26 protein-coding genes and 1 riboswitch are annotated in these 23,771 nt (G+C 39.6%); of the genes, 21 read left to right on the top strand and 5 right to left on the bottom strand.

Going from position 1 to position 23,771, the window contains the following annotated elements:
* Positions 1 to 147 precede the first annotated feature (147 nt).
* The 9 genes from T344_RS0106955 (at position 148) to T344_RS27740 (ending at position 5,618) form a co-directional block, all read left to right on the top strand.
* The gene (locus T344_RS0106955; RefSeq protein WP_027628095.1) at positions 148 to 831 is read left to right on the top strand and encodes an ABC transporter ATP-binding protein; all 684 of its coding nucleotides are present in this window, start codon (positions 148 to 150) and stop codon (positions 829 to 831) included.
* Positions 828 to 2,636, top strand: coding sequence for an ABC transporter permease (locus T344_RS0106950; protein ID WP_027628094.1), 1,809 nt, complete (start codon positions 828 to 830; stop codon positions 2,634 to 2,636). The genes T344_RS0106955 and T344_RS0106950 overlap by 4 nt, the downstream gene beginning before the upstream one ends.
* Before the next feature lie 407 nt (positions 2,637 to 3,043).
* Entirely contained in the window at positions 3,044 to 3,463 is a 420-nt protein-coding gene (locus tag T344_RS32005; RefSeq protein ID WP_027628093.1) for a hypothetical protein, read from the top strand.
* Positions 3,435 to 3,575 carry a DUF4368 domain-containing protein gene (locus T344_RS32000; RefSeq protein WP_162178026.1) on the top strand — a complete coding sequence of 47 codons (141 nt, stop codon included), beginning with the start codon at positions 3,435 to 3,437 and terminating at the stop codon, positions 3,573 to 3,575. Before T344_RS32005 ends, T344_RS32000 begins: the two co-directional genes overlap by 29 nt.
* A gap of 14 nt (positions 3,576 to 3,589) precedes the next feature.
* On the top strand, positions 3,590 to 3,667 hold the full coding sequence (locus T344_RS30280; protein WP_084331148.1) for a hypothetical protein: 78 nt from the start codon (positions 3,590 to 3,592) through the stop codon (positions 3,665 to 3,667).
* 148 nt (positions 3,668 to 3,815) lie between these two features.
* Positions 3,816 to 4,475, top strand: coding sequence for a TetR/AcrR family transcriptional regulator (locus T344_RS0106940; RefSeq protein WP_027628092.1), 660 nt, complete (start codon positions 3,816 to 3,818; stop codon positions 4,473 to 4,475).
* 94 nt (positions 4,476 to 4,569) lie between these two features.
* A complete protein-coding gene (locus T344_RS27745; RefSeq protein WP_051571638.1) occupies positions 4,570 to 4,863 on the top strand; it encodes a hypothetical protein in 294 nt (97 codons plus the stop codon).
* Positions 4,864 to 4,916: 53 nt separating this feature from the next.
* Positions 4,917 to 5,039: a hypothetical protein gene (locus T344_RS31705; protein ID WP_278246144.1), complete on the top strand. Its 123-nt coding sequence runs from the start codon at positions 4,917 to 4,919 to the stop codon at positions 5,037 to 5,039.
* 135 nt (positions 5,040 to 5,174) lie between these two features.
* The gene (locus T344_RS27740; protein WP_051571636.1) at positions 5,175 to 5,618 is read left to right on the top strand and encodes an ABC transporter substrate-binding protein; all 444 of its coding nucleotides are present in this window, start codon (positions 5,175 to 5,177) and stop codon (positions 5,616 to 5,618) included.
* Positions 5,619 to 5,764: 146 nt separating this feature from the next.
* On the opposite strand, the gene T344_RS0106925 is transcribed toward T344_RS27740, so the two are convergent.
* Positions 5,765 to 6,454 (bottom strand): manganese catalase family protein, encoded by a 690-nt coding sequence (locus tag T344_RS0106925; RefSeq protein ID WP_027628091.1) that lies wholly within the window; start codon positions 6,452 to 6,454, stop codon positions 5,765 to 5,767.
* Positions 6,455 to 6,590: 136 nt separating this feature from the next.
* Here T344_RS0106925 and T344_RS0106920 point away from each other — a divergent pair, with 136 nt between their 5' ends.
* The 3 genes from T344_RS0106920 (at position 6,591) to T344_RS30275 (ending at position 9,103) form a co-directional block, all read left to right on the top strand.
* Complete coding sequence (locus T344_RS0106920; protein ID WP_027628090.1) at positions 6,591 to 7,718, top strand: zinc-dependent alcohol dehydrogenase; 1,128 nt, start codon at positions 6,591 to 6,593, stop codon at positions 7,716 to 7,718.
* A 667-nt stretch (positions 7,719 to 8,385) separates the two neighbouring features.
* Complete coding sequence (locus tag T344_RS0106910; RefSeq protein WP_027628089.1) at positions 8,386 to 8,979, top strand: accessory gene regulator ArgB-like protein; 594 nt, start codon at positions 8,386 to 8,388, stop codon at positions 8,977 to 8,979.
* Positions 8,966 to 9,103 carry an AgrD family cyclic lactone autoinducer peptide gene (locus tag T344_RS30275; RefSeq protein WP_004625443.1) on the top strand — a complete coding sequence of 46 codons (138 nt, stop codon included), beginning with the start codon at positions 8,966 to 8,968 and terminating at the stop codon, positions 9,101 to 9,103. Before T344_RS0106910 ends, T344_RS30275 begins: the two co-directional genes overlap by 14 nt.
* A 21-nt stretch (positions 9,104 to 9,124) precedes the next feature.
* Here the strand turns inward: T344_RS30275 and T344_RS0106900 are convergent, their stop codons facing one another.
* Positions 9,125 to 10,429, bottom strand: coding sequence for a sensor histidine kinase (locus T344_RS0106900; RefSeq protein ID WP_027628088.1), 1,305 nt, complete (start codon positions 10,427 to 10,429; stop codon positions 9,125 to 9,127).
* Positions 10,430 to 10,775: 346 nt separating this feature from the next.
* Here T344_RS0106900 and T344_RS0106895 point away from each other — a divergent pair, with 346 nt between their 5' ends.
* Together T344_RS0106895 and T344_RS0106890 are read left to right on the top strand one after the other, a co-directional pair.
* Complete coding sequence (locus tag T344_RS0106895; RefSeq protein ID WP_027628087.1) at positions 10,776 to 11,546, top strand: DUF2087 domain-containing protein; 771 nt, start codon at positions 10,776 to 10,778, stop codon at positions 11,544 to 11,546.
* Positions 11,543 to 11,827 carry a DUF2087 domain-containing protein gene (locus tag T344_RS0106890; RefSeq protein WP_027628086.1) on the top strand — a complete coding sequence of 95 codons (285 nt, stop codon included), beginning with the start codon at positions 11,543 to 11,545 and terminating at the stop codon, positions 11,825 to 11,827. Before T344_RS0106895 ends, T344_RS0106890 begins: the two co-directional genes overlap by 4 nt.
* Positions 11,828 to 11,905: 78 nt before the next feature.
* On the opposite strand, the gene T344_RS0106885 is transcribed toward T344_RS0106890, so the two are convergent.
* Positions 11,906 to 12,562, bottom strand: a complete 657-nt coding sequence (locus T344_RS0106885) for an ABC transporter ATP-binding protein (protein ID WP_027628085.1) — start codon at positions 12,560 to 12,562, stop codon at positions 11,906 to 11,908.
* A gap of 496 nt (positions 12,563 to 13,058) precedes the next feature.
* On the opposite strand from T344_RS0106885, the gene T344_RS0106875 reads away from it, so the two are divergent.
* Together T344_RS0106875 and T344_RS0106870 are read left to right on the top strand one after the other, a co-directional pair.
* Positions 13,059 to 13,865, top strand: coding sequence for a PDC sensor domain-containing protein (locus T344_RS0106875; RefSeq protein WP_027628084.1), 807 nt, complete (start codon positions 13,059 to 13,061; stop codon positions 13,863 to 13,865).
* A gap of 165 nt (positions 13,866 to 14,030) precedes the next feature.
* Positions 14,031 to 14,198, top strand: a riboswitch (M-box (ykoK) riboswitch).
* Positions 14,199 to 14,444: 246 nt separating this feature from the next.
* A complete protein-coding gene (locus tag T344_RS0106870; RefSeq protein WP_027628083.1) occupies positions 14,445 to 15,374 on the top strand; it encodes a magnesium transporter CorA family protein in 930 nt (309 codons plus the stop codon).
* Between the two features lie 31 nt (positions 15,375 to 15,405).
* Here T344_RS0106870 and T344_RS0106865 read toward each other — a convergent pair whose 3' ends face one another.
* Positions 15,406 to 15,636, bottom strand: coding sequence for a hypothetical protein (locus T344_RS0106865; protein WP_242842033.1), 231 nt, complete (start codon positions 15,634 to 15,636; stop codon positions 15,406 to 15,408).
* A gap of 298 nt (positions 15,637 to 15,934) precedes the next feature.
* Here T344_RS0106865 and T344_RS0106860 point away from each other — a divergent pair, with 298 nt between their 5' ends.
* The 4 genes from T344_RS0106860 (at position 15,935) to T344_RS0106845 (ending at position 19,424) form a co-directional block, all read left to right on the top strand.
* Positions 15,935 to 17,401, top strand: a complete 1,467-nt coding sequence (locus T344_RS0106860; RefSeq protein WP_027628081.1) for an NAD(P)/FAD-dependent oxidoreductase — start codon at positions 15,935 to 15,937, stop codon at positions 17,399 to 17,401.
* 102 nt (positions 17,402 to 17,503) lie between these two features.
* Positions 17,504 to 18,826: an NAD(P)/FAD-dependent oxidoreductase gene (locus T344_RS0106855; protein WP_027628080.1), complete on the top strand. Its 1,323-nt coding sequence runs from the start codon at positions 17,504 to 17,506 to the stop codon at positions 18,824 to 18,826.
* On the top strand, positions 18,816 to 19,190 hold the full coding sequence (locus tag T344_RS0106850) for a DUF1667 domain-containing protein (RefSeq protein WP_027628079.1): 375 nt from the start codon (positions 18,816 to 18,818) through the stop codon (positions 19,188 to 19,190). Before T344_RS0106855 ends, T344_RS0106850 begins: the two co-directional genes overlap by 11 nt.
* Before the next feature lie 51 nt (positions 19,191 to 19,241).
* A complete protein-coding gene (locus tag T344_RS0106845; protein WP_027628078.1) occupies positions 19,242 to 19,424 on the top strand; it encodes a hypothetical protein in 183 nt (60 codons plus the stop codon).
* A gap of 4 nt (positions 19,425 to 19,428) precedes the next feature.
* Here the strand turns inward: T344_RS0106845 and T344_RS0106840 are convergent, their stop codons facing one another.
* Positions 19,429 to 20,034 carry a hypothetical protein gene (locus tag T344_RS0106840; RefSeq protein ID WP_027628077.1) on the bottom strand — a complete coding sequence of 202 codons (606 nt, stop codon included), beginning with the start codon at positions 20,032 to 20,034 and terminating at the stop codon, positions 19,429 to 19,431.
* A 223-nt stretch (positions 20,035 to 20,257) separates the two neighbouring features.
* Between T344_RS0106840 and T344_RS0106835 the strand changes: the two genes are divergently transcribed.
* Complete coding sequence (locus T344_RS0106835) at positions 20,258 to 23,740, top strand: DNA polymerase III subunit alpha (RefSeq protein WP_027628076.1); 3,483 nt, start codon at positions 20,258 to 20,260, stop codon at positions 23,738 to 23,740.
* Positions 23,741 to 23,771: the final 31 nt, after the last annotated feature.

Raw genomic sequence — 23,771 nt, 5'->3', positions numbered from 1 at the left:
TATGAGCAGTTACCATATAGCGAATTAGGTATTGGTACTACTTTTACAATCAATTTTTTAATTCCTACAAAATTGTAGAGTAAGCGTCATATAACAGTAGGACGTAATAACCTTTCAATATCAATGCAGAAAGAAAGTGGATAACATATGAATTTATTAGAAGTGAACGCATTATGCAAAACTTATGGGAATGGTGATACGGCGGTTAAAGCCTTAAAGGACGTTTCCTTTTCCGTTCCCAAAGGCCAATTTGTTGCTGTTGTCGGTGAATCCGGTTCCGGTAAAAGCACGCTATTGAATATGCTTGGCGCATTGGATACACCTACGTCCGGCAATGTTCGGATTGACGGCAACGATATATTTCGCATGAAAGACGAAAAGCTAACCATTTTCCGGCGTAGGAATATCGGCTTTATCTTTCAGGCCTTCAATCTTATTCCAGAGCTTAATGTAGAGCAAAACATAACATTTCCTGTACTGCTCGATTACAAAAACCCGGATAAGGCGTATGTCGAAGAAATATTGACAGTGCTTTCCTTGCAGGACAGGCGGGGGCATTTGCCACGGCAATTATCTGGCGGGCAGCAGCAGCGCGTAGCCATAGGCCGTGCGTTGATTACCCGTCCTATGCTGATACTTGCAGACGAGCCAACCGGCAATTTGGACAGCAACAATAGCAGTGAGGTTATTTCACTACTCAAAACAGCGTCCAAACGGTACAGCCAAACCATCATAATGATTACACATAGCCGCAGTGTCGCGTCTACGGCTGACCGTGTATTGCAGGTTTCGGACGGTGTACTCTCCGATTTTGGGGGGTATACCGAATGAAAAGCTATCTTGGCCTAATCCCGATTTCTGCAAAAGTGCATAAACGGCAAAACCGTATGACGCTGCTATGTATCATCTTTGCCGTGTTTTTGGTAACAGCTATTTTCAGCATGGCAGATATGGGCGTTAGAATGGAACAAACAAGATTATTGGATAAGCATGGTAGTAGTCTGACATTTCAAGACTTGCTTAGCAGTACACTGGCACAAACGCTATTTCTGGCGGCTGCGGTATTATTTGTCCTGATATTGGTTGCGGGTGTGCTGATGATTTCAAGCAGCTTAAACAGCAACGTCGCCCAAAGGACAAAGTTTTTTGGAATGATGCGTTGTATTGGAATGAGCAAACGGCAGATTATCCGTTTTGTGAGGCTGGAAGCTCTTAACTGGTGCAAAACGGCGGTTCCGATAGGCGTTGTACTTGGAATTGCAATCACATGGGGGTTATGTGCAGCATTACGGTTTCTTGTCGGTGAGGAGTTCTCGGAAATTCCCCTTTTCGGTATTAGTCTGATCGGTATTATCAGCGGAATTGTCGTAGGGATTGTGACGGTTATTATTGCCGCAAGTTCCCCGGCAAAACGAGCCGCTAAAGTATCGCCTATAACGGCGGTATCCGGCAATTCAGAAAACGCAAAAATCCTCACCCATGCAGCAAATACCCGTTTTTCTAAAATTGAAACGGCTCTTGGCGTTCATCATGCCGTATCGGGAAAGAAAAATTTGGTGCTTATGATAAGCTCATTCGCGCTTAGTATTATACTTTTTTTAAGTTTTTCAGTTTTGATACAGTTTATCGGCTATCTTATGCCCCAATCGTCAAATGCTTCTGACATTGACATTTCAAGTAGTGACGGCTCAAACTCAATAGATAGTGCAATGCTTACTGAAATTAGCACTATGCAAGGTGTAAAATCTGTTTTTGGACGCAGAAGTTTATTTGACATTCCAGCGGAAATAAGGAACGACAATCAACTGACAAGCACGGTTGATATGATTTCCTTTGATGAATTTGATTTAGATTGTCTTACCAAAGATAAGCTGCTTAGAAAAGGCAGCGATATTTCAAAGGTGTATGGAGATAGTAATTATGTACTTGCAATCTGCGACACGAATAGTCCCTTAGAAATAGGCGATAAGATACAAATAGGAAATGGAGAACTTGAAATTGCAGGACTGTTGAAATATGACCCTTTCAACAGTGACGGCAGCGCAAACGGGCAAATAACGATTATTACTTCCGGCGAAACTTTTATCCGTTTGACTGGTATCAATGGTTATTCACTCATTATGATACAGGCACCAAAAACCGTAACAGACGAGGATATAGCGGCAATCAGCAGTGTATTAGATGAAAACTGCACGCTTCAAGACAGACGCGAACAAAGTACCGCCGGTACTTACATGGCTTTCCAGATATGTATATATGGGTTTTTAGTAATCATCACTTTGGTTACCGTCTTAAATATTATGAACAGTATTTCCATGAGCGTATCTGCAAGAATAAACCAATACGGAGCCATGCGTGCGATTGGTATGGACACACATCAAGTTACTAAAATGATAGCTGCGGAAGCATTTACCTATGCGTTATCTGGTTGTGTCGTCGGTTGTGCAGTTGGTTTACTGGTTAGCAAGTTCTTGTATGACACTCTCATTACCGCTCATTTTAGTTATGCGACTTGGAGCGTGCCTATTGTTCCTTTAGTGATAATTCTTTTGTTTGTTTTTGTTGCTGCCATTGTTGCAGTTTACAAACCGTCAAAACATATTCAGAATATAGTCTTGACCGCGATATTCTCTTGAAATTGATAGATAAAATGAAATTGGGGAGCGCGAAGTAAAAGGCAATCAGAAACAACGGGAAATCCGTATCCATTACAAATTCGTTGGATATATCGGGTGAATTATTCTTTCTTACCCAAAGAGAAACACTATAACGAATACTACGCCAGAGATACAAGCCGAAAAATCAAGCCTATTTTTAAAGCTAAAGGTATGAGCGGCAAGCACATGACAGGACAGGTGCCGTATGGCTACCTTTGGGAGATGAAAAGCGTGGGCATTAGGTTATTGACGATGATGCCGCCGCCACTGTACGATAGATTTTCAGCCTAACAATGGTGGTTTTCGGAACGTATCAGATTTTCCAACTACTCACACAGCAAAAGATTGAAATTCCTGCTGTCCACCTTGCCCGATATGGCGAGGGCATGAATAAAAAAGGGTATACGGTTAAGTTCAAGACACGCATGCATTTCAAGGATAAGAAAAGCCGCTATCCCAGTGGCTTTGGTGAATTGCCGCCATTAACAGAACTGATGATTGTGCCGATTGTGGCGGTAAAATGTATGTTCATCGCAGCTACAACGGCAAACGCAAACCGCAATATATTTGCTCTCAATACGGCAAAGTGCCAGTTGGAAAGCTCTGCACCACGCAGCACCGTCAATGCCGAGGTGGTTATGGTTTTGGCTGCCGATATGCTCAAAACGATTGCGGAGTATTCCAAGAGCGACAGAGCCGAGTTTATACGGACGGTGCAGGAGGCACAGAACGCACGGCAGACCACCAATGTCACCAAGCAAAAGAAACGGCTTGCCATTGCCAGAAAGAAGAGCTGCAGAGCTTGAAAAGACTATCGGCGGCTTTGAGCAGAGCCAAAAATCAGCCAGTAAATTCATTGCACTTATTGAAAAATACGAGAACTTTGACACCATGGACAACACCATACAGAGCAACTAAAAGCTACCGACCAAATGAAATGGGTAGGCTTGATAAATACAGCCAAATCATGGGTGGAGGAAATCATATTTGCAGAGCTAGTTTATAACTAAGTATTAAGGGAGTGCGGTAGGTTTAATGCCATCGCACTCTTTTTTCTTGTCGCTTTAATCATAGATACAAGATGTATCTATTTGTTGACAAAGCATTTTCCCTCTGCTATATTTTAAACATACACAGTGTATGAAAAGAGGTGCATTTATGCCACGAAACAAATATCCCGAAGAAACAGAGCAGATAATACTTGACGCTGCATTAAAACTGTTTATTGAAAATGGCTATGAGCAAACAACAATTCTTGATATAGTCGATGAAATGGGTGGCCTGACGCGAGGAGCCTTTTATCACCATTTCAAAACAAAGGAAGAAGTTTTTTTTGCGCTGACTGATAAATTATTTAATGATATAGACCCTTTTACAAAAATCAAAGTCCGTACCGACATAAATGGTTTAGAAAAAATAAAACTGACTTTGCAAATATTAAACGAGAGCAAAGAATATGCCGTACTTCACCTTCAAATACTTCCATTGATTGAAAGCAGCCCGATAGCTTTTAAGATATATATGGAAAAACAGCGAACCTTTTTAGCATCAAAATATGCTGAACTTATTGAAGAAGGTATAAACGATGGCTCAATCAAAGCAAAGTATCCGAAATTAACAGCGGAATTGTTTTTGCTGATTTGTAATGTTTGGATGATGCCGACAATATACCCGCAGTCAAACGAAGAAGAAGCGTGGCAAAGATTTAATATGGCAAAGGATATTGTTGATTTTTTGGGGTTGCCGGTTCTCGATAAAACCCTGACTTCTCATGTTGTAATAAATGATCAAGGTATCGTTGTTGAAATCAAAAAATGAGACAAGCAGAAGAGAATTACAAAAAAGTAATTCTTTTAGCTAAATATATACATACAATATGTATGAAATAAATATTTTTAGGAGGATTTTTGCAATGAAAAGAAACGACATTGGACTGGATGATCTTTTAGCAGAGTTTAACGAGAATATTATCGGCAAACCAAGTTCTGCTACACTTGGTATCGTTACTATTACTCGTAGGGATTTAGAAGAATTAAAGACATCCAACAAAAAGGCAAACATTAAAATGACTGGCATACTGGCATTTTCGGAAGATGTTACACCTGATTTGGCGAAAGAAACCATAGAAAGTGTTAAAGTACGAGGAACAATAAAAGCCTCACCTCATGTGCAAGAAGTTTTGAATACACTCATTAACGAAACATAGTGGAAGTCTAACACTTCTGGCCCATGGAGGTGTTGACAATAGCTGGAGTTAGGTTGGAAAATTTGTGCAAAAGCTACCGGGTGGCCGAAATGCAGCTAAGAGAAGGGTATCTTCACGAAAGCCTTTTCAGAATATGGCTTGCCGGTGGAATATTCAAACCTGACTACGGGACCTGAGCAAACCCAGGCATTAGCTTCCGGCGATATTCAGTTCTTATACGCGGTGGGAGCTACTTCGGTCATACTGTCGGCCTCCAACGGTGCGGATATTAAAATTATCAGTACATATGGCCATCCCCCGAGGCATTTCGCTTGTTCGCCGGCAAGGACAGCACTATTCAAACAGCTGCTGATCTCAAAGGCAGAAAGTTTGCAGGCCCGGTTGCATATAATATGGCTAAGGACGGCTACCGTGTGGTGACCACAGGAAAAGACCTGGTGGACGCTACAATTGTAGTAGCCACAAGCGGAGCATTCTATGAAAAGAATCCTTTACTGGTCAAACGGTTCCTGGAAGCGCAGTCAGAGATAGCTCAGTACATGAAGGAAAACGCTGAGGAAACTCTCGAAATCACTGCCAGGGAAACCGAGCTGAGTATGGAAGCGGTAAAGGAAATGTTCCCGATGTATGATTTCAGTACTGAAATCACTGAGGCTGATATCACTTCTATGAAAAAGACAGAACAGTTCATGAAAGACAATGGCATGATTGAAAATAGAGTGGATATCAATGGGTTAATTCTTAAAATTGATTAAAATAATTCAAGTCAACAGTGAGATCCTAATTATTGATAAAAAGCCCTCAGGGAGCATCGCAGAAATCCTTGAGAGCTATTTTTTTACTTTTTTCTTAAGTGTTGTTTCCATAGGCATGGAATAAATTAACTATTTGATTAAATTTTTCAGTTAGCCGGACTGCCTCCGTTAGGTGCATTAAAACTTGCAGGATTCGGGTTATTGGCATTAAAAAATTGATCTCCTGGTGTTGAGAGATTGAAGTATAACTTGGAGTCCTGTGTGATGCCCCAGTCCCTCAATGAACCGGTATACTGAATTCTGTTGAAGGCTTCTCTAAACATTGTATTATGGGCTTCCTCACGGTTTAAAAGGAAATCAATAGTTTGTCTTACACCCTTATCGGGTATTTGCCTATAGAGGTATTCATAAACAACCTTGGCACGCTGCTCCGCAGAAATGTTTGACAGGATATCAGCTGCCAGGTCGCCGGTTTCTTCAATATATGCGGCTGTCCAATATTGTCCTGAGGCACTTGTCAATGCCGGAGTAAGACCAGTTGAAACATGTGCCTGAATATTTCCTATTGTTGCATTTTTAGCATCAAGTACATGACCGTTCAAGAGATTTATAGTTGTGGCCACCATTTCCATATGGCTAAGTTCCTCCGAGGCAATGTCCAGGAACAGATCTTTTATTTGAGGATCTTTGATACGAAAACTTTGAGAAAGATATTGCAGTGCGGCTTTTAATTCCCCGTGAGGGCCTCCCAGCTGTTCCTGCATCATGGCAGCATAAGCCGGATTAGGTCCATCTACCTTGACTTCATGAAGAAGTGCTTTATCATGTTTAAACATTTTTAACAACTCCTTTTATTAATAAAAAGTAATTAATATCATATTTAGGTTTTGCAGCTTTCAGAAAAATATCCGCAAGAATATTTATACATCTAAAGGGAAGCCTAATTTTAATAGTTTATACGGAGGAATGAAAATGAAAGCTATCGTATATGAAGGAATTAAAAATGTAAAAGTTAAAAATATTGGTGATCCTCAAATCAGGAATGATGATGATATTATAGTTAAAGTGACATCTACGGCTATTTGCGGTTCGGATTTACATTTAATACATGGTATGGTACCAAATATGCCTTTTGGCTTTGTATTAGGGCATGAAACGATGGGTATTGTAGTGGAAGCAGGCAAAGGTGTTCATAAAGTAAAAAAAGGGGACCGCATCATCGTTCCTTTTCCCATTTCATGCGGACACTGCTGGTACTGCGAGCATGATTTATGGAGTCAGTGTGATAACTCAAATGCAAATGGAGAAACAGGAGCCATATTTGGATACAGCAAAACCTATGGGGGATATGATGGAGGGCAGGCAGAGTATCTCAGGGTTCCTTACGCAAATGTAGGCCCGGTGCAGGTACCGGATGATCTCACGGATGAGCAGGTATTATTTCTCACAGACATACTCCCAACATCCTATTGGGGGGTTGAAAATGGTGGTGTAAAAAAAGGTGATACCGTAGTTGTATTAGGCTGCGGTCCTGTGGGTTTATTATCAGTAAAATGGGCATTTTTTCATGGTGCAGACAGGGTAATTGCAGTAGACTATATTGATTATAGATTACAGCATGCTGCAAAATATGGTGCAGAAGTTATTAATTTTGAAGAGCATGAAAATACAGGGGAATATATTAAGGAAATCACTCATGGCGGGGCGGATGTGGTTATTGATTGTGTTGGTATGGATGGGAAGATGACAACTTTTGAAATAATTGAAACTGCAATGAAACTGCAAGGCGGCTCCAAATCTGCTATTGAGCTGGCTACTCAGGCCGTACGTAAAGGCGGAACCGTTTCAATGGTTGGCGTCTATGGCGCCAGGTACAATATGTTTCCTCTTGGGGACTTTTTCTCAAGAAATATCACATTAAAGATGGGTCAATGCCCTGCGCATACCTATGTAGACCGGATATTAAAGCTGATCGGAGAAGGTAAGTTTGATGCTACTGACATTATAACTCATAAACTATCCCTGGATATGGGTGAGCATGGGTATAAGATTTTTGATAAAAAGGAAGACCATTGCATTAAAGTTATACTAAAACCTTGATAACACAGTTGTTTATGTATTTATACTTTTAATCATGTGATTTTATCAAGAAAATTATGGACCTTTTAGAAATAATAAATGCTTCCGGATAACGTCAACCATTATATTATGGCTGGCGTTGTTTTATGCCATTAAAAAGAGTAAAAAGCTATAGCCGGGAGCTGGTACTCTGTTGAGCCAATCCCATATACAAATATTGGGATCAAAATTTTATATAAATAAAAATCCATAAATCATGACAAGATAAAAATATATTTATAAAAAGCAGAAGGGAATTATAAGTATATATGGAATATAAATACACAAACCCGTTAAATGGTGGAGAGCCAAGACAAGGAAAGGAGATGAGCGTATGACAAGGTTTTATTTGGAAAAACTGAAGAATGTTGAGGCTCCTTTAGAAAATTCCTTGATCAGGTGGTGGCATTATGCACTGGCTGCTGCTGCCATAGCCGCTGTAATATTATTGTAATATCAGCTGGCAGGAAGAAAAACAAGTAAAGTGCCGTAAAAAATTACGGCACTTTACTTGTTTTTTTAGTTTTTGGAAGTTATATTATAAAAAAATTGTAAATTTTTCTTAACAAAAAGGGAATTTTTAAGAAATATATAGATTAGTTATAAAAAATAGTATATAATGGAGTAAATTGTAATAGGTGGTGATTATATGTTGAGTAAGATCACTAAAAAAATTACAAATGAGATACTTATTACAGTACCGGGTATCACGGAAGAAAAAGCGGAAGAAATAGATTATGGTCTTTATATGGCCTTTTCCGACGGTCTCAAGCTAATAGCGGTATTACTGACGGCATTCGCCCTCGGGCAGTTAAGGTATGCATTGGTAGCCGTTGCCGTATTCTCTGTAAACAAGTCTTATTTCGGCGGTATTCATGCTAAAACTCAGCTGGGTTGCATTATTACACATTTTACATTTATATTTGGAACCATTTATTTGTCGCATATTATCGCTTTTAATTATTTAAATATTATTTTGTTTATCATATCAGGTGTTCTAGTGTACTTATATGCTCCGGCTGATTTAATTTCGAAGCCGATAATTACCGAAAAGAGACGGAAGGAATTAAGAATCAAGAGCAGTGTAGTTTTTATCATATGTTTTGTAATCAGCTTTTTTGTGCCAAAGGATTTTTCGAATGTTATGTCAATTATTACATTGATCAATGCCGTAAATCTTACACCGGTGGTGTATAAAATAACAAAGAATAGAAAGGGTGGGGTATTAAATGAAAAAAGGTAAAATCAGGTTGATGGTAATGACTGTTTTGTCCATGGTTGGAATTATCGCGGCAACTTCTTCGGCAGGGGCTTGTTGGTTCTCTTCGTTTTATCAGCAGGAGTGCCCCAAATCATTACTGAAATAGACTAAAGGAAATAAAAAAAGGCTATATGCCTTTTTTTATTTTCAGTATTTGGGTAAAGATCATACTTTTATTATCAAAATTAATGGTATTCGAGATACTGGCATACTTGCTTAGAATTTTGTCGACTATACTCAAACCGTGTCCGCGATTGGTGCCTTTTGTAGAATAACCGTCCTGTCTGATACTTTCAAGATTTGGAATGATACTGCAGCTGTTATCTATTACAATATCAATACTTTCTTCTTTATTTTCCAGACGCATTTCAACTTCCTTATCACCACTTATTGCAGCGGCTTCTATGGCATTATCCAGATAAATCCCTATTATTTCACAAAGTTCGGAGATCTTAACATTGGGAATGGAGTCTATTTCACCTATTGCCTGCAGGTTGAATTTAATTCCGGTCTTTTTAGCGTAATCCATTTTGGAGGAGATAAGTCCGAAGAGACCCGCATTTTTAATATCACATACCGATGTATCCACAATGCTCTCAGTTGTATTAAATATTTCACTTATGTATGAATTTGCCTGATCGAATTTTTTCATTTTCAACATTGCGGAGATAACTGTCAAATGGTTGGCCTGGTCATGTTTGAACCTTCTTAAATCCTGTATTACCAGACTTAGAGATTCATTGTAAAAAGCCTGTTGTTTTTCTTCCTCTATTTTCATTTCATATTTGTAGAAATTGTTTATGTACCAGACAGAAACGATTAAATAAATCAAGGACAATATGAGTGTGGCAGTAAAGGATATGGGATCAAAGCTGACTATATAGTGGACTCCGGCATTTAATACAAGCATCAGCAGTGTAATAAATAACAGGATAATAACAGGCTTTAGATTTTTAAACTGTCCCAGCTTTTTTGCAAAGGGAGTAAGCAGAATAATAATTGATGTAAAAAAATAAACCAGCGCATTCATAACAGCAAACAGAAAGACGTCATTTGTTATTACATCGGGAGTGACATTCACATTTGAGAAAAATGCAAAAACCAATGGTGCAAAGAAATTACAAAGCATCACTGCCAGCATAATTGTGCAAAATGACAGCAAAGCTCTTATTATACTGATTTTAAGTAAATATTTAATAACTATAATGCTGAGTATTAATAGAAAAAAGGATTTCAAAAACTGCAGGTTACCCGGAAGGTATTTCATACAAAGAGTTGATAAAAGACCGTTTGAAATACCAAAACAAATAATGAATACTACAAGTCTGGTCTTCGCTGACCTGATATTAAAATTTGTTTTTAAAAAATAATGTACCAAATAACCGGTAATCATTGCAAAAAGTGTATTAACAACCATCAACTGAATTAACACAAATTTGTCTCCTAACTATTTTTATTTTATTTCTAATACCTGAATTGCATATAAGTAATTAATGTAAAGTTTTTATTAAAAATGTACATTAATGTTACCTTTAAATGAGTCCATGCATTTAAAGAAATTATTCTGCGTTGATGATGCATTGATTATATATATTTCCCATATTTTTACTATACTATATAAATATTTTATATCATATAAGCTAAAATAACAATATTCACCATGAAATACAATTGATTTTTTTTATCTATTTTCGACAAAAAAATTAACCTTGACAAACCTATTAAACGATAATAATATATGTTTATATAATTAATAAACAAAAGGCGGTATTGTTTAAATGGCCAATGACTTTATAAATATGACTCTGGAAGAAATAAAAAATGGATATCACTTTGATACTGTAAAAAACTGCTACATATGTAATATATGCGGGAAGGAATTCGGGATTGGAGAGATCTTTCAGTCTGGGAACAGGTTTTTTAATGCAGATAGAATGATAAATATCCATGTGACGGAAGAGCATCCCGATTTGCTGGAGCTGCTGACCTCATACAACAAAAAGTATACGGGAATTACTGATAATCAAAAGGAAATCCTTGAGATGATGTACCAGAGTATGACAGATAATGAAATAGCCAAAAAGACAGGTGTGGCAGCTGCCACAATTCGACATCAAAGATTTGTTTTTCGGGAAAAAGCGAAGCAGGCAAAGCTCTATCTGGCCATATACGAACTGGCTCTAAGAGGATTGGATAAAGGGAGAATACGTGCAGAAAGCACTGACGAAATTATTGATATTCATGAGGGGGCCAGAATGATCGACGACAGATATATGGTAACAAAGGCAGAGGAGGACAAAATTCTTGAGGCCATGTTTACCTCTTTGTCGCCTCTTAAACTGAAAGTAATCTCCAGTAAGGAAAAAAAGAAAATTGTTATTTTGAAAAAAATATCCCAACAATTTGAAAGGAATAAGCATTATTCAGAAAAAGAAGTAAATGGTATATTGAAGCAAATACATGAGGATTTTGCTACCTTGAGACGTTATCTTATAGAATATGGATTTATGGAACGGACAAATGACTGTAAGGAGTATTGGTTAAAATGAAAGAAGATATTATAAGATTTTTAGATGATGAGCAAAAAATAAAAATATGGCCTTCCAAAGTAGAAAAGAAAATTCAGATACTTGAGTACCTGGCCACCAAGTTTGAATACGGAAAAATATATTCCGAAAAAGAAGTAAATACCATTATAGAAGATTGGCATTCATTTAACGACTATTTTCTGCTGAGAAGGGCTCTGGTTGATTATAAACTGCTATGCCGTACCAGAAACGGAGCGCAATATTGGAGGGAATCAGCTATATCAAATGTTTTCCCCTGTTGAAAAATCCTCTATATGCCGGATAACATGCGATAAATGATGAAATGGAAGCGGCGGAAAGAGATTTTTTAGCATAAAAAATCAACCCAGCAGTTCTATATTTTTAACCCTGCCATTTTCTATTGTTATTCGCTTGTTTGCTAACTTTCTGCTCTGCTCAGTGTTGTGTGTTACCCATAACACTGTTATACCTTCATTATTCAGCGATTTTATTACTTTTTCTACAATTTTTGTATTTTCAACATCAAGCGCTGCTGTAATTTCATCCAGCAACAAAATTTCCGGTTTGAACAGCAGACTTCTGATCAACGACAATCTTTGCTTTTCTCCTCCGGATAGGTTTTTAACTTCTTTTGCCAGGAATTCTATGGGCATTTGAAATTTTGAGAATAATTCATTGACTCTCACATCATCAATTTGTAAATCTCTTATTAAAAAAGGAAAACGGATATTTTCAATAACAGTATCGCCGAACAGGTAGGGTGTCTGAAAACAATAGGTTATGCTTTTTCTTAATTCTGTTGGGGCGTACAGGTTCAGGTTAACAGCCTTAAACAGTATGTCACCTTCCGTAGGGCTTATCAGGTTGCTGCAAAGTTTTAAAATTGTACTTTTACCGCTTCCGGAAGGACCTGTAATTGAAACAAAATCTCCCTGTACAATATTCAGAGATATGTCTTCCAATATGGAATTATTGGAATGAATATAAGTTACATTGCGGAATTCAAGTAAGGACACGGTTCAGCACCTCCATAAATGTGTACCTTTTATTATATTCCCATATATCACAGCTATAATCAAGCTGTTGGCAAGCAATGCAAGATAATGTGCAATATGTATATTATTAACATTTATGTTTGTTTAACAGTTATTTTATATTGAAGCAAGGATATTGAGGTGCTATATTAATGATTAAGTTAATTTTAAAATTTTTAATAATTACTTTAGTGGCCGGTAACAAGTCAGGCAGAACCGGCATCAGAAGGCAGGGAACAACTAACACTTGAACAAAGACCTGAACTGTAATTGGTATAATCTCTATAGAGGAGGTAAATATGCAGAGCCTTTTATATTCGCCCGTACCGGCTGAAAATGATGAATGTGTGAAATATGTCTTAGGCCGGATTAAATAGTATACATTTTGCAATATTTGTCCTATAATTAAATATATTGTAATAAAAGTGCAAAAATGTTAAAGAATTATATAAAACTACTTTAAAATAAAGAGGGTACAATGATTAAATCAATAATAAGATTACTGATATTTCCTGTGCTGGCTCTAAGCATTCTGCTAAGCTCCTGCTCTTATGATTCACTTAATAATAAGGATAAAGAAAAAATTGAAGATTACTCAAAACAAATATTGGAGCAGGCAAGCATCAGCATTTCATTAATGGCCGAAAAAGTTGAAAACCAGTGTTATGATATAGTTCTCTCTAAACCGGTACAGGAAAGAACAGAATACACAGATGATTATGATATGTTAATGAATTCACGCCAAATATCCGATTCACTTGTTAGCAAATTTATGAATAATAAAGATATTGAAATGGTATTTGTTGAATTTAACGATGGAGGAATAGACGGCTATAGATCTACTGATTATGTGGATTATGAAGATGTGAAAGAGTTTGTGAAACCTGAAAAAAATGGATCAGTTAATTGGGTACCTGTAAAAATCAAGGAAAGAAACTTTGTAGTATTAAGTAAAAAAATAACAAGCATAACAACTGCTGACGATATCGGCGAAATTTATATTGTATTAAAAGATAGTTATTTTCAAGCTTCAATAAAAAACATATCTTATGGTAACCATTCGAGAGTATTTATTTTAGACTCTGATGGAAAAATACTTTCTGCTGCAAAGTCTGATTCTGATAATAAAATAGACGGCAGAGAATTAACCGAAAAGATTCAAAATTTCAGGATGAATTCAGGTGTGTTCACTGCAGAGATTGATAAAGCTGAAAATCTTGTTGTTTATTCTAAAATAAAAGGCAGAGACTGGTATGTTGTTGGTATAATTCCTGCAGTTAATTAATAAAAGGGTAAAGTTCGCCCGTGAAATGAACTCAGGGAGGGCATCCGACTGTGAATTTGGCAAATAGTACAATTCAACGTGTTTTAAAGCGACATTTTTATAAATAATTTTCTGCGTCAACGTATTGAAATATAAGAATTATAGGTATATAATTAGTATGCTAATAGAATAATTCGTTAGGTGAGGTTCCTATACAGATATATGCTGCTGCCCGGAAACATCGAGAGATGCCAATGGGTCAACAGGTACTACCGAAATAAGGTTTTACTTAATGTAGCTGGATTTGTTTTTCCTAAGCTGTATAGTGCTAAAACTCAACGAGTGAAGGTGTTTTTTTATGCTTAAAATCCGTCACTCGTAGTGTCGGTTTTTTTATTGTTTTTTATCATTTTGTAAAGGTAGGTGAATGGTATGGATTGTGACCCTGACAGTAGCAACTTAAAATTTAATAAAAACCTTACTTGGGTTTATTTTCCATGCCGTCATGTCTTTGCATGTCTTTAAGTGTTCTGATACTATGATTTTATAGTCTGGAAAATCAACCCTTGTTCCTAAAAATATTAAAAGAGGGTGAGACAAATGATGGATATTTTTAAGACTGTAAACAATGAAATAGTACGGATAAATTCATTTGAAGAGGGCTCCTGGATCAACATGGTGAACCCCACCGAGGAAGAGATCAATAGTGTTAACAGTGCATTGAGCGTTGAAATCGATTTTCTGAAAGCAGCACTGGATGAAGAGGAAAGAGCACGTATTGAGAGCGACAGCGGACAAACTCTTATAATTGTTGATATACCCATAGTTGAAAAAGAAGGAAAATTGAATGTTTATACAACCATTCCTCTGGCAATCATACTTATAAAGCATATCATAATAACTGTTTGCCTGAAGGAGGATACTCTTTTAAGCGATTTTATCAACAATAAGGTTAAATCCTTTTTGACCCAGTTTAAGACCAGATTTGTACTTCAAATACTGTACAAGAATGCCACAAGGTATCTTCAATACCTGAAGCACATAGACAAAACCAGCAGCAGGATAGAACAGGAAGTGTACAAGTCAATGAAAAACAAGGAAGTCATCCAGATGCTTAAACTGGAAAAGAGCCTTGTGTACTTTTCAACCGCTTTAAAATCCAATGAAGTTGTTCTTGAAAAATTAATGAAGTACGATCATATAAAAAACTATCCCGAGGACACCGAACTTCTTGAGGATGTCATTATTGAAAACAAACAGGCCATCGAGATGGCTAACATATACAGCAGCATTTTGTCAGGCACAATGGATGCCTTTACCTCGGTCATATCAAATAACCTGAATATAGTTATGAAATTTCTGACTTCGGTTACCATTGTTATGGCCATACCGACAATGATTTCAAGCTTTTTCGGAATGAATGTGGTTATTCCGCTGACAAGCCATTATGCATTTTTCATAATAATGGGTTTATCCCTGGCTATGTGTCTTGTTGTAGGTTATACGCTGTATAAAAAGAAATTATTTTAGAAAACAAAAGTGCCCAATGAAAGGGCACTTTTTATCTTTCTATTAAATTTCCTGAGCCGTCATAAAAACTTTCATCAGTGTTTCTTAAAATGCCCTGGCTGTCGTAGAATTCTTCATCAGCCTGCCTTAAAATACCCATAAAGTCAAAATAATCATCACCGGGGTCGCGTAAAATACCTTCACTGTCAAAGTAGTTTTCGCCGGGATTCCGCAAAATACCTTGACCATCATAGTATTTTTCCTTAAGGGAATACAAAATCATCACTCTTTCTGGAGAATTATTGATATCATTATAACACATATTAACAGTAACAGAAAAGGTATTTTCATTATTTATTAACTTAAATTACCAGACTGCCGGCCGCTTTTAACCGGTACCGGTCCTTTATATTCTTCCTGCCCGGCTTTATTAAATTTTATTTAATAGAGGTTCAAAAGCTTGATTACAGCAGCCGTTGTGCTATAATCAAATAAAAGTTTTTGGTATAGCAAAGCGATAGAGCAGATAAATTCTAAATACAATAAAAATACAATAAACAAACATCGCTTTTGGAGGTAGTATGACTGCAAATACAGATAATATATTCGATATAGTCATTGTTGGAGCGGGAGCTGTCGGTTGTGCAGTTGCCAGAGAACTGTCAGGATTTGATTTGAAAATAGCCGTACTTGAAAAGGAAAGCGATGTTGCAGCAGGAACCAGCGGCCGGAACAGTGCAGTGGTACATGCCGGCTTCAACAACAAGCCCGGAAGCCTGATGGCCAAGCTTTGCGTGGAAGGCAACGAAGGCTTTGAAAAAGTTTGTTCCCAGCTGGACGTACCTTATAAGAAGACCGGAAAGCTAATCGTTGCCTTCGATGAGAGCGATTTTGCCGGCATTGATCAATTGATGGAGAACGGCCGCAAAAACGGTGTAAAAGGGCTTGAATTCGTGGATGCACATACCGTTAAAAAGCTGGAGCCGCATGTTGGCGGAATCGGCGCCATGCTGTCCCCCAACACTGCCATAACAAGCCCTTTTATATATACTGTGGCGCTGGCCGAAAATGCCGCCCAAAACGGAGTTGAATTCTACTTTGAGACAGAAGTGAACGGCATATCAAAGAGGGACGGTTTATTCAGGCTGACCGCCGGAAAAAGACATTTTTTCAGCAGGTACATAATAAACAGTGCCGGGCTCTACTCTGACAGGATAGCCGCGCTTGCAGGCGACAAGGGTTATGAAATCCACCCCTGCCGCGGAGAATATTTCATATTGGACAAAAGGACCAGCCAGTATCTTAACATGCCGGTATACCCCGTTCCAAGGCCGGGGCTGGGCGGACTGGGCGTGCATCTCACACCTACAGTCGAAGGAAACATACTAATAGGCCCAAGTGCCGAATATATAAAATCAAAGAGCGATTACAGCGCTACAAAAGGTGTGATGGACCAGTTGTTCAAAGAGGCTAAGGAACTGCTTCCTGCCCTTGAAATGAAGCACATCATCAGGAGCTATACAGGTATAAGATCGAAATTGGTGGGACCAAAAACCGGCGGCTACGGGGACTTTATTATAGAGGAATCCGGCGTTGTTCCGGGGCTTGTAAATCTTATCGGTATCGAGTCCCCCGGTTTGACAGCTTCAGTGCCCATCGGCAGGATGGTAAGAGATATAATCGCCGGCAGGGAGGAACTTGTTCCTAAAAAGGATTTTATTGCCGAAAGAAAAGGTATAACGCCCTTCCGGGAACTGACGCTGGAACAGAAGGAAAAACTCATAAAAGAGTGTCCGGAATACGGAGAAATTGTTTGCAGATGTGAGGGCATAACAAAGAAGGAGATACTGGACGCAATCAACAATCCTCTGGGAGTGACTACCCTGGCAGGTATCAAATACAGGGCAAGGCCCATGATGGGAAGATGCCAGGGCGGCTACTGCCTTACAAGGATTGTTGATATTCTGAAGGAGCAAAAGGGGATTGAGCCGGAACAGGTTACCTTGAGGGGAAATAACTCAAAGCTGTTTACCGGACGGGTCAAATAAACGGCCGATTAACCTCTTTTATTCGTCTTATAGCGGATGAGGAGTGAGGAGTTTTTCATCACTTTTTGTGCCTTGAGCACAGCGAAAGGAATGATAGTTAATATGTTGATAAATAAGGATTTGATAATAGTCGGCGCCGGTCCGGCCGGTCTGGCGGCAGCAGTTGAAGCCAGGAAAAGAGGTATTGACGATATACTGGTTCTGGAGAGAGAACCGGTAGCGGGAGGGATCTTAAATCAATGCATTCATGACGGCTTCGGGCTTATAAAGTTCAATGAGGCGCTGACCGGGCCGGAATATGCCAAAAAATATATGGATGAAGCGGATGGAATGGGTATAGAGCTCATTACCAACGTAATGGTGCAGGATCTCAGCAGTGATAAAGCTGTGACCACCGTCAGCCCTGACGGAATAAGAAGCTATCAGGCAAAAGCCGTTATTCTTGCCATGGGCTGCAGGGAGAGAACCAGAGGAGCCATATGCATTCCTGGCACCAGGCCTGCCGGGGTGTTTACGGCCGGTGTGGCTCAAAATCTTGTAAACATCAGGAATGTCATGATCGGAAAAAACATAATAATATTGGGTTCGGGCGATATAGGGCTCATTATGGCCAGAAGGCTTACGCTTGAGGGTGCCGATGTTCTGGCGGTAGTGGAAAAGCTGCCTTATTCCAGCGGACTTCAAAGGAATATTACCCAATGCCTTGATGATTTCGGGATTCCGCTGCTGCTCAGCCATACGGTTACCAATATAGAAGGCAGGGAGAGAGTGACAGCAGTTACAATATCCAGGGTTGATGAGAAGGGCAATACCATCCGGGGCACTTCAAAAAAATATGATTGCGACACCTTGATACTTTCGGTGGGCCTCATTCCCGAGAATGAATTATCACTGAATGCCGGAATAGAAATTGACCATGTGACAGGCGGTCCGCGTGTGGATGAAAAGCTTCAGACCAGTGTTCCCGGAATATTTGCCTGCGGAAATGTACTCCAGGTGCATGACCTGGTGGATTACGTATCGGCGGAGGGAGAGCTGGCGGCCGGTTCGGCTGCTGAATATATCGGGGGCGGTCTCGGAAGCAGCACGGCAGACGGCTGTAGCAGTGTAGATGTAGGTATAAATTCTGAGGATAAGGGCCCAAATGGTGAAAATCCGCTATCCTATGAGAAAATGGCGGTGAGGGCAGGCCGGGGTATCAGATATGTATTGCCCCAGACAATAAGGCCCGGCAAAGCAGTAACCTTTTCCATGAGAGTGGTAAAGCCTGACAGGGAAAAGACAGTCTGTTTTATAGCCGGTGACAGGATCATAAAGAAAAGGAAATATACAGCCTTGAATCCTGCCGAAATGATACGTATGGACTTAAGCCAAAATGAACTGAAGGACGTTTCGGAACTGGAGGTATGCATATATGAAGACTAACAGGGAAATGGTGTGCATTGTATGTCCCAATGGCTGCAGGCTGAATGTTTTTGTCGATGAGCAAAACAGGGTCACCCGTGTTGAAAACGCATTATGCAGAAATGGAAGGACATACGCTGAAGACGAAGTACAGTGCCCAAAGAGAAGCTTGACCTCCACTGTAAAAGTAAAGGGCGGAACACATCCGCTGGTAAGTGTCAGAAGCAGCAAGCCCATACCGAGGGAAAAACTGCAGGAAGCCGTTGATACGCTCAGGGTTCTTGAACTGACTGCCCCTGTGGATTTCCACCAGGTGGTTGTTTCGGATATTCTGGGCACCGGTGCGGATATTGTAACAACCAGGCAGATAGCAAAAGCCCGGTAATTATGGAAACAGCAAAAAAACTCAAAGGACGGGAGGAGGCTGACAGGAACCATGGCCGGGAAAATTAACTGCCGTAACTGTAAATACCACTATATAACATGGGACAGTAATATGCCATACGGATGTAAGGCTTTTGGCTTTAAAACAAGACAAATACCTTCACTGGTTGTTTTTCAGTCCTCGGGCAAAGACTGTCAGGCCTATGAAGAAAAGCAGAAAGACCCCCGCAAATAAACTGTTATGACACATTTGACAATTGGGCCGAAGAATTATAAATCTGACCAAGACTGTCATGAATAATATTGCATTTTCCGGTTTCACCGGCTTTTGATATATACCTGCACCTGGTGTAGGCCTCTTTGTTTACTGTGGCACAAATATGGCAGGGTATGCCTCCCGAGCAGCTGCCCATCATTATCCCTTCCAATGCTTCCAGCCTTGTGACGCTGCTGTTGATATTTGATGAAATAAAATTTCTGAAGTAATTTTTTGAATCAAGAACTTCAAAATTAAGGCAGGGGGGCTTGAAAAGCCAGGGAATCTGTTCCTCCTCTTCAATGTACGAGGGGCCGGTCATCAGAGTGGGATCGGGTACAATGCAGGGGACGAGAGAGGCGCACGCTTCATACTCTCCGCAGGAACACACATATTTCTTAATGACCTTGTCATAGTAAAGATGCATGCAAAAGGCGCAGGATCGGTAGGATTCTATTTTATGCCTGTAGTAGAGTTTGGAGCCGAAAATATTCATGTAATAAAATCTGTAAATCAGGTCCATGGAGAGCAACCCTTTATTTTTAAGGAATCTTACTATTATATTTATTCTGCTTTTTATGTATTCCATTATTTTCACCTCTGCAACATTTTACCATATGAGATACAAAGTTTACTATATTTCCCAATGACAATGAATAATTTAACAATTTACAATTACTCTCAAATTCTTGAAAAAAATTTTTGACTGATCTTATACAGGATAAGTCAGTTTTTTCGTCAATTATTTTTCCGGTGTGATATAATTAGATTGTTGAAAAGAGAAAAGAAATCAGAATAAACTGGAGACAAATATGAAAGACTTCGTACACTTGCACGTACATACAGAATACAGCCTGTTGGACGGCTCAAACAGAATAAAGGATCTGATACAAAGGATAAAAGAGCTGGGAATGAACAGCGTGGCCATAACCGATCATGGAGTCATGTACGGCGTTGTTGAGTTCTACAAGGAAGCACTGAAAAATGGAATAAAACCCATTCTGGGTTGTGAAATATATACGGCAAAACGAAATATGCAGGACAAGCAGCCAGGGTTGGACTCGGATTACGGACACCTTGTACTGCTGGCCAAAAATCAGACAGGCTATAAAAATCTGATGAAAATAGTATCACTGGGTTTTACAGAAGGCTTTTATTATAAGCCGAGAGTTGATTACCGGACACTGGAGAAGTATTCAGAGGGGATAATAGCGCTGAGTGCATGTTTATCGGGGGATATTCCCGCTGCAATTCTCAACAATGACTATGAAAAGGCTGTGGAACTGGCGAACAGGTTAAATACCATATTCGGGCAGGATAATTTTTATCTGGAATTGCAGCACAACGGCATCAGTGACCAGAATCTGGTGAATCAGCAGCTTATCAAGCTTTCAAAGGAGCTGGGCATACCCCTGGTTGCCACCAACGACGCCCACTTTCTTACAAGAGAAGCGGCACAATCCCATGAGATACTCCTGTGCATACAGACCGGAAAGACCATAAATGATGAAAACAGGATGAAGTTTAACACCGACGAGGTATATGTCAAATCTCCCGAAGAAATGTATGAAAATTTCCGGAATGTAGAGCCGGCTCTTGAGAATACCGTAAAAATTGCTGAAATGTGCAATGTGGAACTGGAATTCGGAAAGCTCCATTTGCCCGGTTTTACTGTGGAAGAGGGCTATACTCCCTACGAATATCTCAAGGAAAAATGCTATAAGGGATTGGTTCAGAAGTTTGGTGAAAATTGCAGTGAAGAGGTAAAGGAGAGGCTTGAATACGAACTTTCCGTCATATCTTCCATGGGTTATGTAGACTATTTTCTCATAGTCTGGGACTTTATCAGATATGCAAGGGAAAATGACATCATGGTTGGGCCGGGCAGAGGTTCGGCAGCCGGCAGCGTTGTTTCCTACTGCCTTGGCATTACCAGCATCGATCCGCTGAAATACAATCTTCTCTTTGAAAGATTTCTGAATCCCGAGAGAATCAGCATGCCTGATATAGATATTGATTTCTGCTACGAAAGAAGGCAGGAGGTAATAGATTATGTTATCAGCAAATACGGCAAGGACAAGGTTTCACAGATAATAACCTTTGGAACCATGGCTGCCAGGGCTGCTATAAGGGATGTGGGCAGAGCTCTTGACGTACCGTACGGTGAAGTGGATGTCATAGCAAAAATGATTCCCTTCCAGATAGGAATGAATATAGACAAAGCTCTGGAAATAAACCCCGAGCTGAAAAAGAAATACGAACTTGAGGATGATACCCGGCTGCTGATTGACACGGCCAGAAGCCTTGAGGGACTGCCAAGGCATGCTTCCACACATGCGGCGGGAGTTGTTATTTCAAAAGAGCCCATAGTTGAGTATGTACCGCTCCAGCTCAATGAAAACAACGTAACGACCCAGTTTACCATGGGGCTTCTGGAGGAGCTGGGCCTTTTGAAAATGGACTTCCTTGGACTGAGAACGCTCACTGTGATAAGGGATGCGGTAAACCTCGTAGAACAGGGCCATAACAAGAAAATTGACATAAACAACATAAATTTCGATGACCACGATGTATATAAAATGATAGGTGAGGGCAAGACTGTTGGTATATTCCAGCTTGAAAGCGCAGGGATGACCCAGTTTATGAAGGAACTCCAGCCAAGCTCCCTTGAAGACATAATTGCCGGTATTTCCCTTTACAGGCCCGGACCGATGGATCAGATACCCAGATATATCCGGAATAAGAACAATCCAAAGGAAATAAAGTATCATCATCCCATGCTTGAAAACATACTGAATGTAACCTATGGCTGTATGGTTTACCAGGAACAGGTAATGCAGATAGTCAGGGAGCTTGGGGGATACTCCTACGGCAGATCCGATCTTGTGAGACGAGCAATGTCCAAAAAGAAAGTGTCTGTGATGGAGCAGGAACGCAAGAATTTTATATACGGAATTACCGATGAGGAAGGAAATGAAGTTGTGCGAGGGGCTGTGAAAAATGGTGTGGATGAGTTCACAGCCAACAAAATATTTGACGAAATGATGGATTTTGCCAGCTATGCCTTTAACAAATCCCATGCAGCCGCATATGCGGTGGTTGCATATCAGACCGCATGGCTGAAGCATTATTATCCCGTTGAATTTCTGGCGGCCTCGTTGAACAGCTTTTTGGGCAGCAGCGACAAGGTTTCACAGTATGTAAATGAGTGTAAGGTGCTGAACATCAAGGTTCTGCCTCCCGATGTAAATGAAAGCAATGTTAAATTTACAGTTGTAAATCAAAAGATACGCTTTGGATTGGCGGCAGTAAAAAATGTCGGAGAAAACGCCATACAGTCAATGATAGCCGAACGCACCCAAAACGGACTGTTTACGACTTTTTTAGACTTTTGTCAGAGAATAGAGGGTCGGGAAATAAATAAAAGATGTATCGAAAGTCTGATAAAAAGCGGTGCATTCGACTCCTTAAAGGTGTTCAGATCCAGGCTGATGGCAGTATATGAGCGTTTTCTGGATGGAATAGCACAGGCAAAAAAGAAAAGCATGGAGGGTCAACTTTCCATCTTTGATTTGATGCAGGAGCCGCAGGAATCGCTGAAGGAAGACTATCCCGACATAAAGGAATACCCTCCCAATGTGATGCTGGCAATGGAGAAGGAAATGCTGGGCCTGTATGTATCAGGGCATCCGTTAAGCGAGTACCAGAGTATACTTGACAAAAATGTGAATTTGTACAGCAAGGATATGCTCATTGGCGGAAATGAAGAGGATAACGGTGATATTGAGCTTGAGCTTAAAAAGCTCACCGACTCAATGAGAGTGACTGTCGGAGGGATAATTGCATCCAAAAAGACCAAGACTACAAAAAATAACAATCTGATGGCTTTCATCGGACTTGAAGATCTCTATGGAACCATGGAAATAATAGTTTTTCCGACCATATATGAGCGTTTTTCACAGCTGCTCCAGCAGGAAAGTATAGTGCTTGTAAACGGAAGACTGAGCTTGAGAGAGGATGAACAGCCAAAAATAATATGTGAAGAGGTTTTACCAATAAAGAGCCTGGATGAAAAGGGCCTGTACATGTATTTTGAAAAGGAAATGACCAGGGAGGAGAGTGTTTCACTGATTGCCCTGCTGAAATATTTCAACGGTTCCACTCCCACTTTTATCAGAAAAAAGAATGACGAGAAATTTAAAAAATTAGACAGGCAATACTGGATAGATGTCAATAATGATATATTGGAAGAACTGGAATCGCGGCTTGGTAAGGAAAACATAAGTTTAAAATAACCGTGCTTAATATTGATTTTTGGTGGAAAAT

Origin of the sequence: Ruminiclostridium cellobioparum DSM 1351 = ATCC 15832, from assembly GCF_000621505.1 — a bacterium.
In the GTDB taxonomy this organism is placed as follows: Bacteria; Bacillota; Clostridia; order Acetivibrionales; family DSM-1351; genus Ruminiclostridium; species Ruminiclostridium cellobioparum.
This window is presented reverse-complemented; position numbering and strand designations above follow the sequence as displayed.

Excerpts from the sequence above, each read along its gene's own strand:
- T344_RS0106865 (WP_242842033.1), bottom strand. The coding sequence starts at position 15,636 with ATGATTTTGTATTCCCTTAAGGAAAAATACTATGATGGTCAAGGTATT.
- T344_RS0106845 (WP_027628078.1), top strand. The coding sequence starts at position 19,242 with ATGGCCGGGAAAATTAACTGCCGTAACTGTAAATACCACTATATAACA.
- T344_RS0106855 (WP_027628080.1), top strand. The coding sequence starts at position 17,504 with ATGTTGATAAATAAGGATTTGATAATAGTCGGCGCCGGTCCGGCCGGT.
- T344_RS0106890 (WP_027628086.1), top strand. The coding sequence starts at position 11,543 with ATGAAAGAAGATATTATAAGATTTTTAGATGATGAGCAAAAAATAAAA.
- T344_RS0106840 (WP_027628077.1), bottom strand. The coding sequence starts at position 20,034 with ATGGAATACATAAAAAGCAGAATAAATATAATAGTAAGATTCCTTAAA.
- T344_RS0106895 (WP_027628087.1), top strand. The coding sequence starts at position 10,776 with ATGGCCAATGACTTTATAAATATGACTCTGGAAGAAATAAAAAATGGA.
- T344_RS0106870 (WP_027628083.1), top strand. The coding sequence starts at position 14,445 with ATGATGGATATTTTTAAGACTGTAAACAATGAAATAGTACGGATAAAT.
- T344_RS30280 (WP_084331148.1), top strand. The coding sequence starts at position 3,590 with ATGAAATGGGTAGGCTTGATAAATACAGCCAAATCATGGGTGGAGGAA.
- T344_RS0106850 (WP_027628079.1), top strand. The coding sequence starts at position 18,816 with ATGAAGACTAACAGGGAAATGGTGTGCATTGTATGTCCCAATGGCTGC.
- T344_RS32005 (WP_027628093.1), top strand. The coding sequence starts at position 3,044 with ATGAATAAAAAAGGGTATACGGTTAAGTTCAAGACACGCATGCATTTC.
- T344_RS0106925 (WP_027628091.1), bottom strand. The coding sequence starts at position 6,454 with ATGTTTAAACATGATAAAGCACTTCTTCATGAAGTCAAGGTAGATGGA.
- T344_RS0106875 (WP_027628084.1), top strand. The coding sequence starts at position 13,059 with ATGATTAAATCAATAATAAGATTACTGATATTTCCTGTGCTGGCTCTA.
- T344_RS30275 (WP_004625443.1), top strand. The coding sequence starts at position 8,966 with ATGAAAAAAGGTAAAATCAGGTTGATGGTAATGACTGTTTTGTCCATG.
- T344_RS0106910 (WP_027628089.1), top strand. The coding sequence starts at position 8,386 with ATGTTGAGTAAGATCACTAAAAAAATTACAAATGAGATACTTATTACA.
- T344_RS27745 (WP_051571638.1), top strand. The coding sequence starts at position 4,570 with ATGAAAAGAAACGACATTGGACTGGATGATCTTTTAGCAGAGTTTAAC.
- T344_RS0106955 (WP_027628095.1), top strand. The coding sequence starts at position 148 with ATGAATTTATTAGAAGTGAACGCATTATGCAAAACTTATGGGAATGGT.
- T344_RS0106940 (WP_027628092.1), top strand. The coding sequence starts at position 3,816 with ATGCCACGAAACAAATATCCCGAAGAAACAGAGCAGATAATACTTGAC.
- T344_RS0106835 (WP_027628076.1), top strand. The coding sequence starts at position 20,258 with ATGAAAGACTTCGTACACTTGCACGTACATACAGAATACAGCCTGTTG.
- T344_RS0106920 (WP_027628090.1), top strand. The coding sequence starts at position 6,591 with ATGAAAGCTATCGTATATGAAGGAATTAAAAATGTAAAAGTTAAAAAT.
- T344_RS0106860 (WP_027628081.1), top strand. The coding sequence starts at position 15,935 with ATGACTGCAAATACAGATAATATATTCGATATAGTCATTGTTGGAGCG.
- T344_RS0106950 (WP_027628094.1), top strand. The coding sequence starts at position 828 with ATGAAAAGCTATCTTGGCCTAATCCCGATTTCTGCAAAAGTGCATAAA.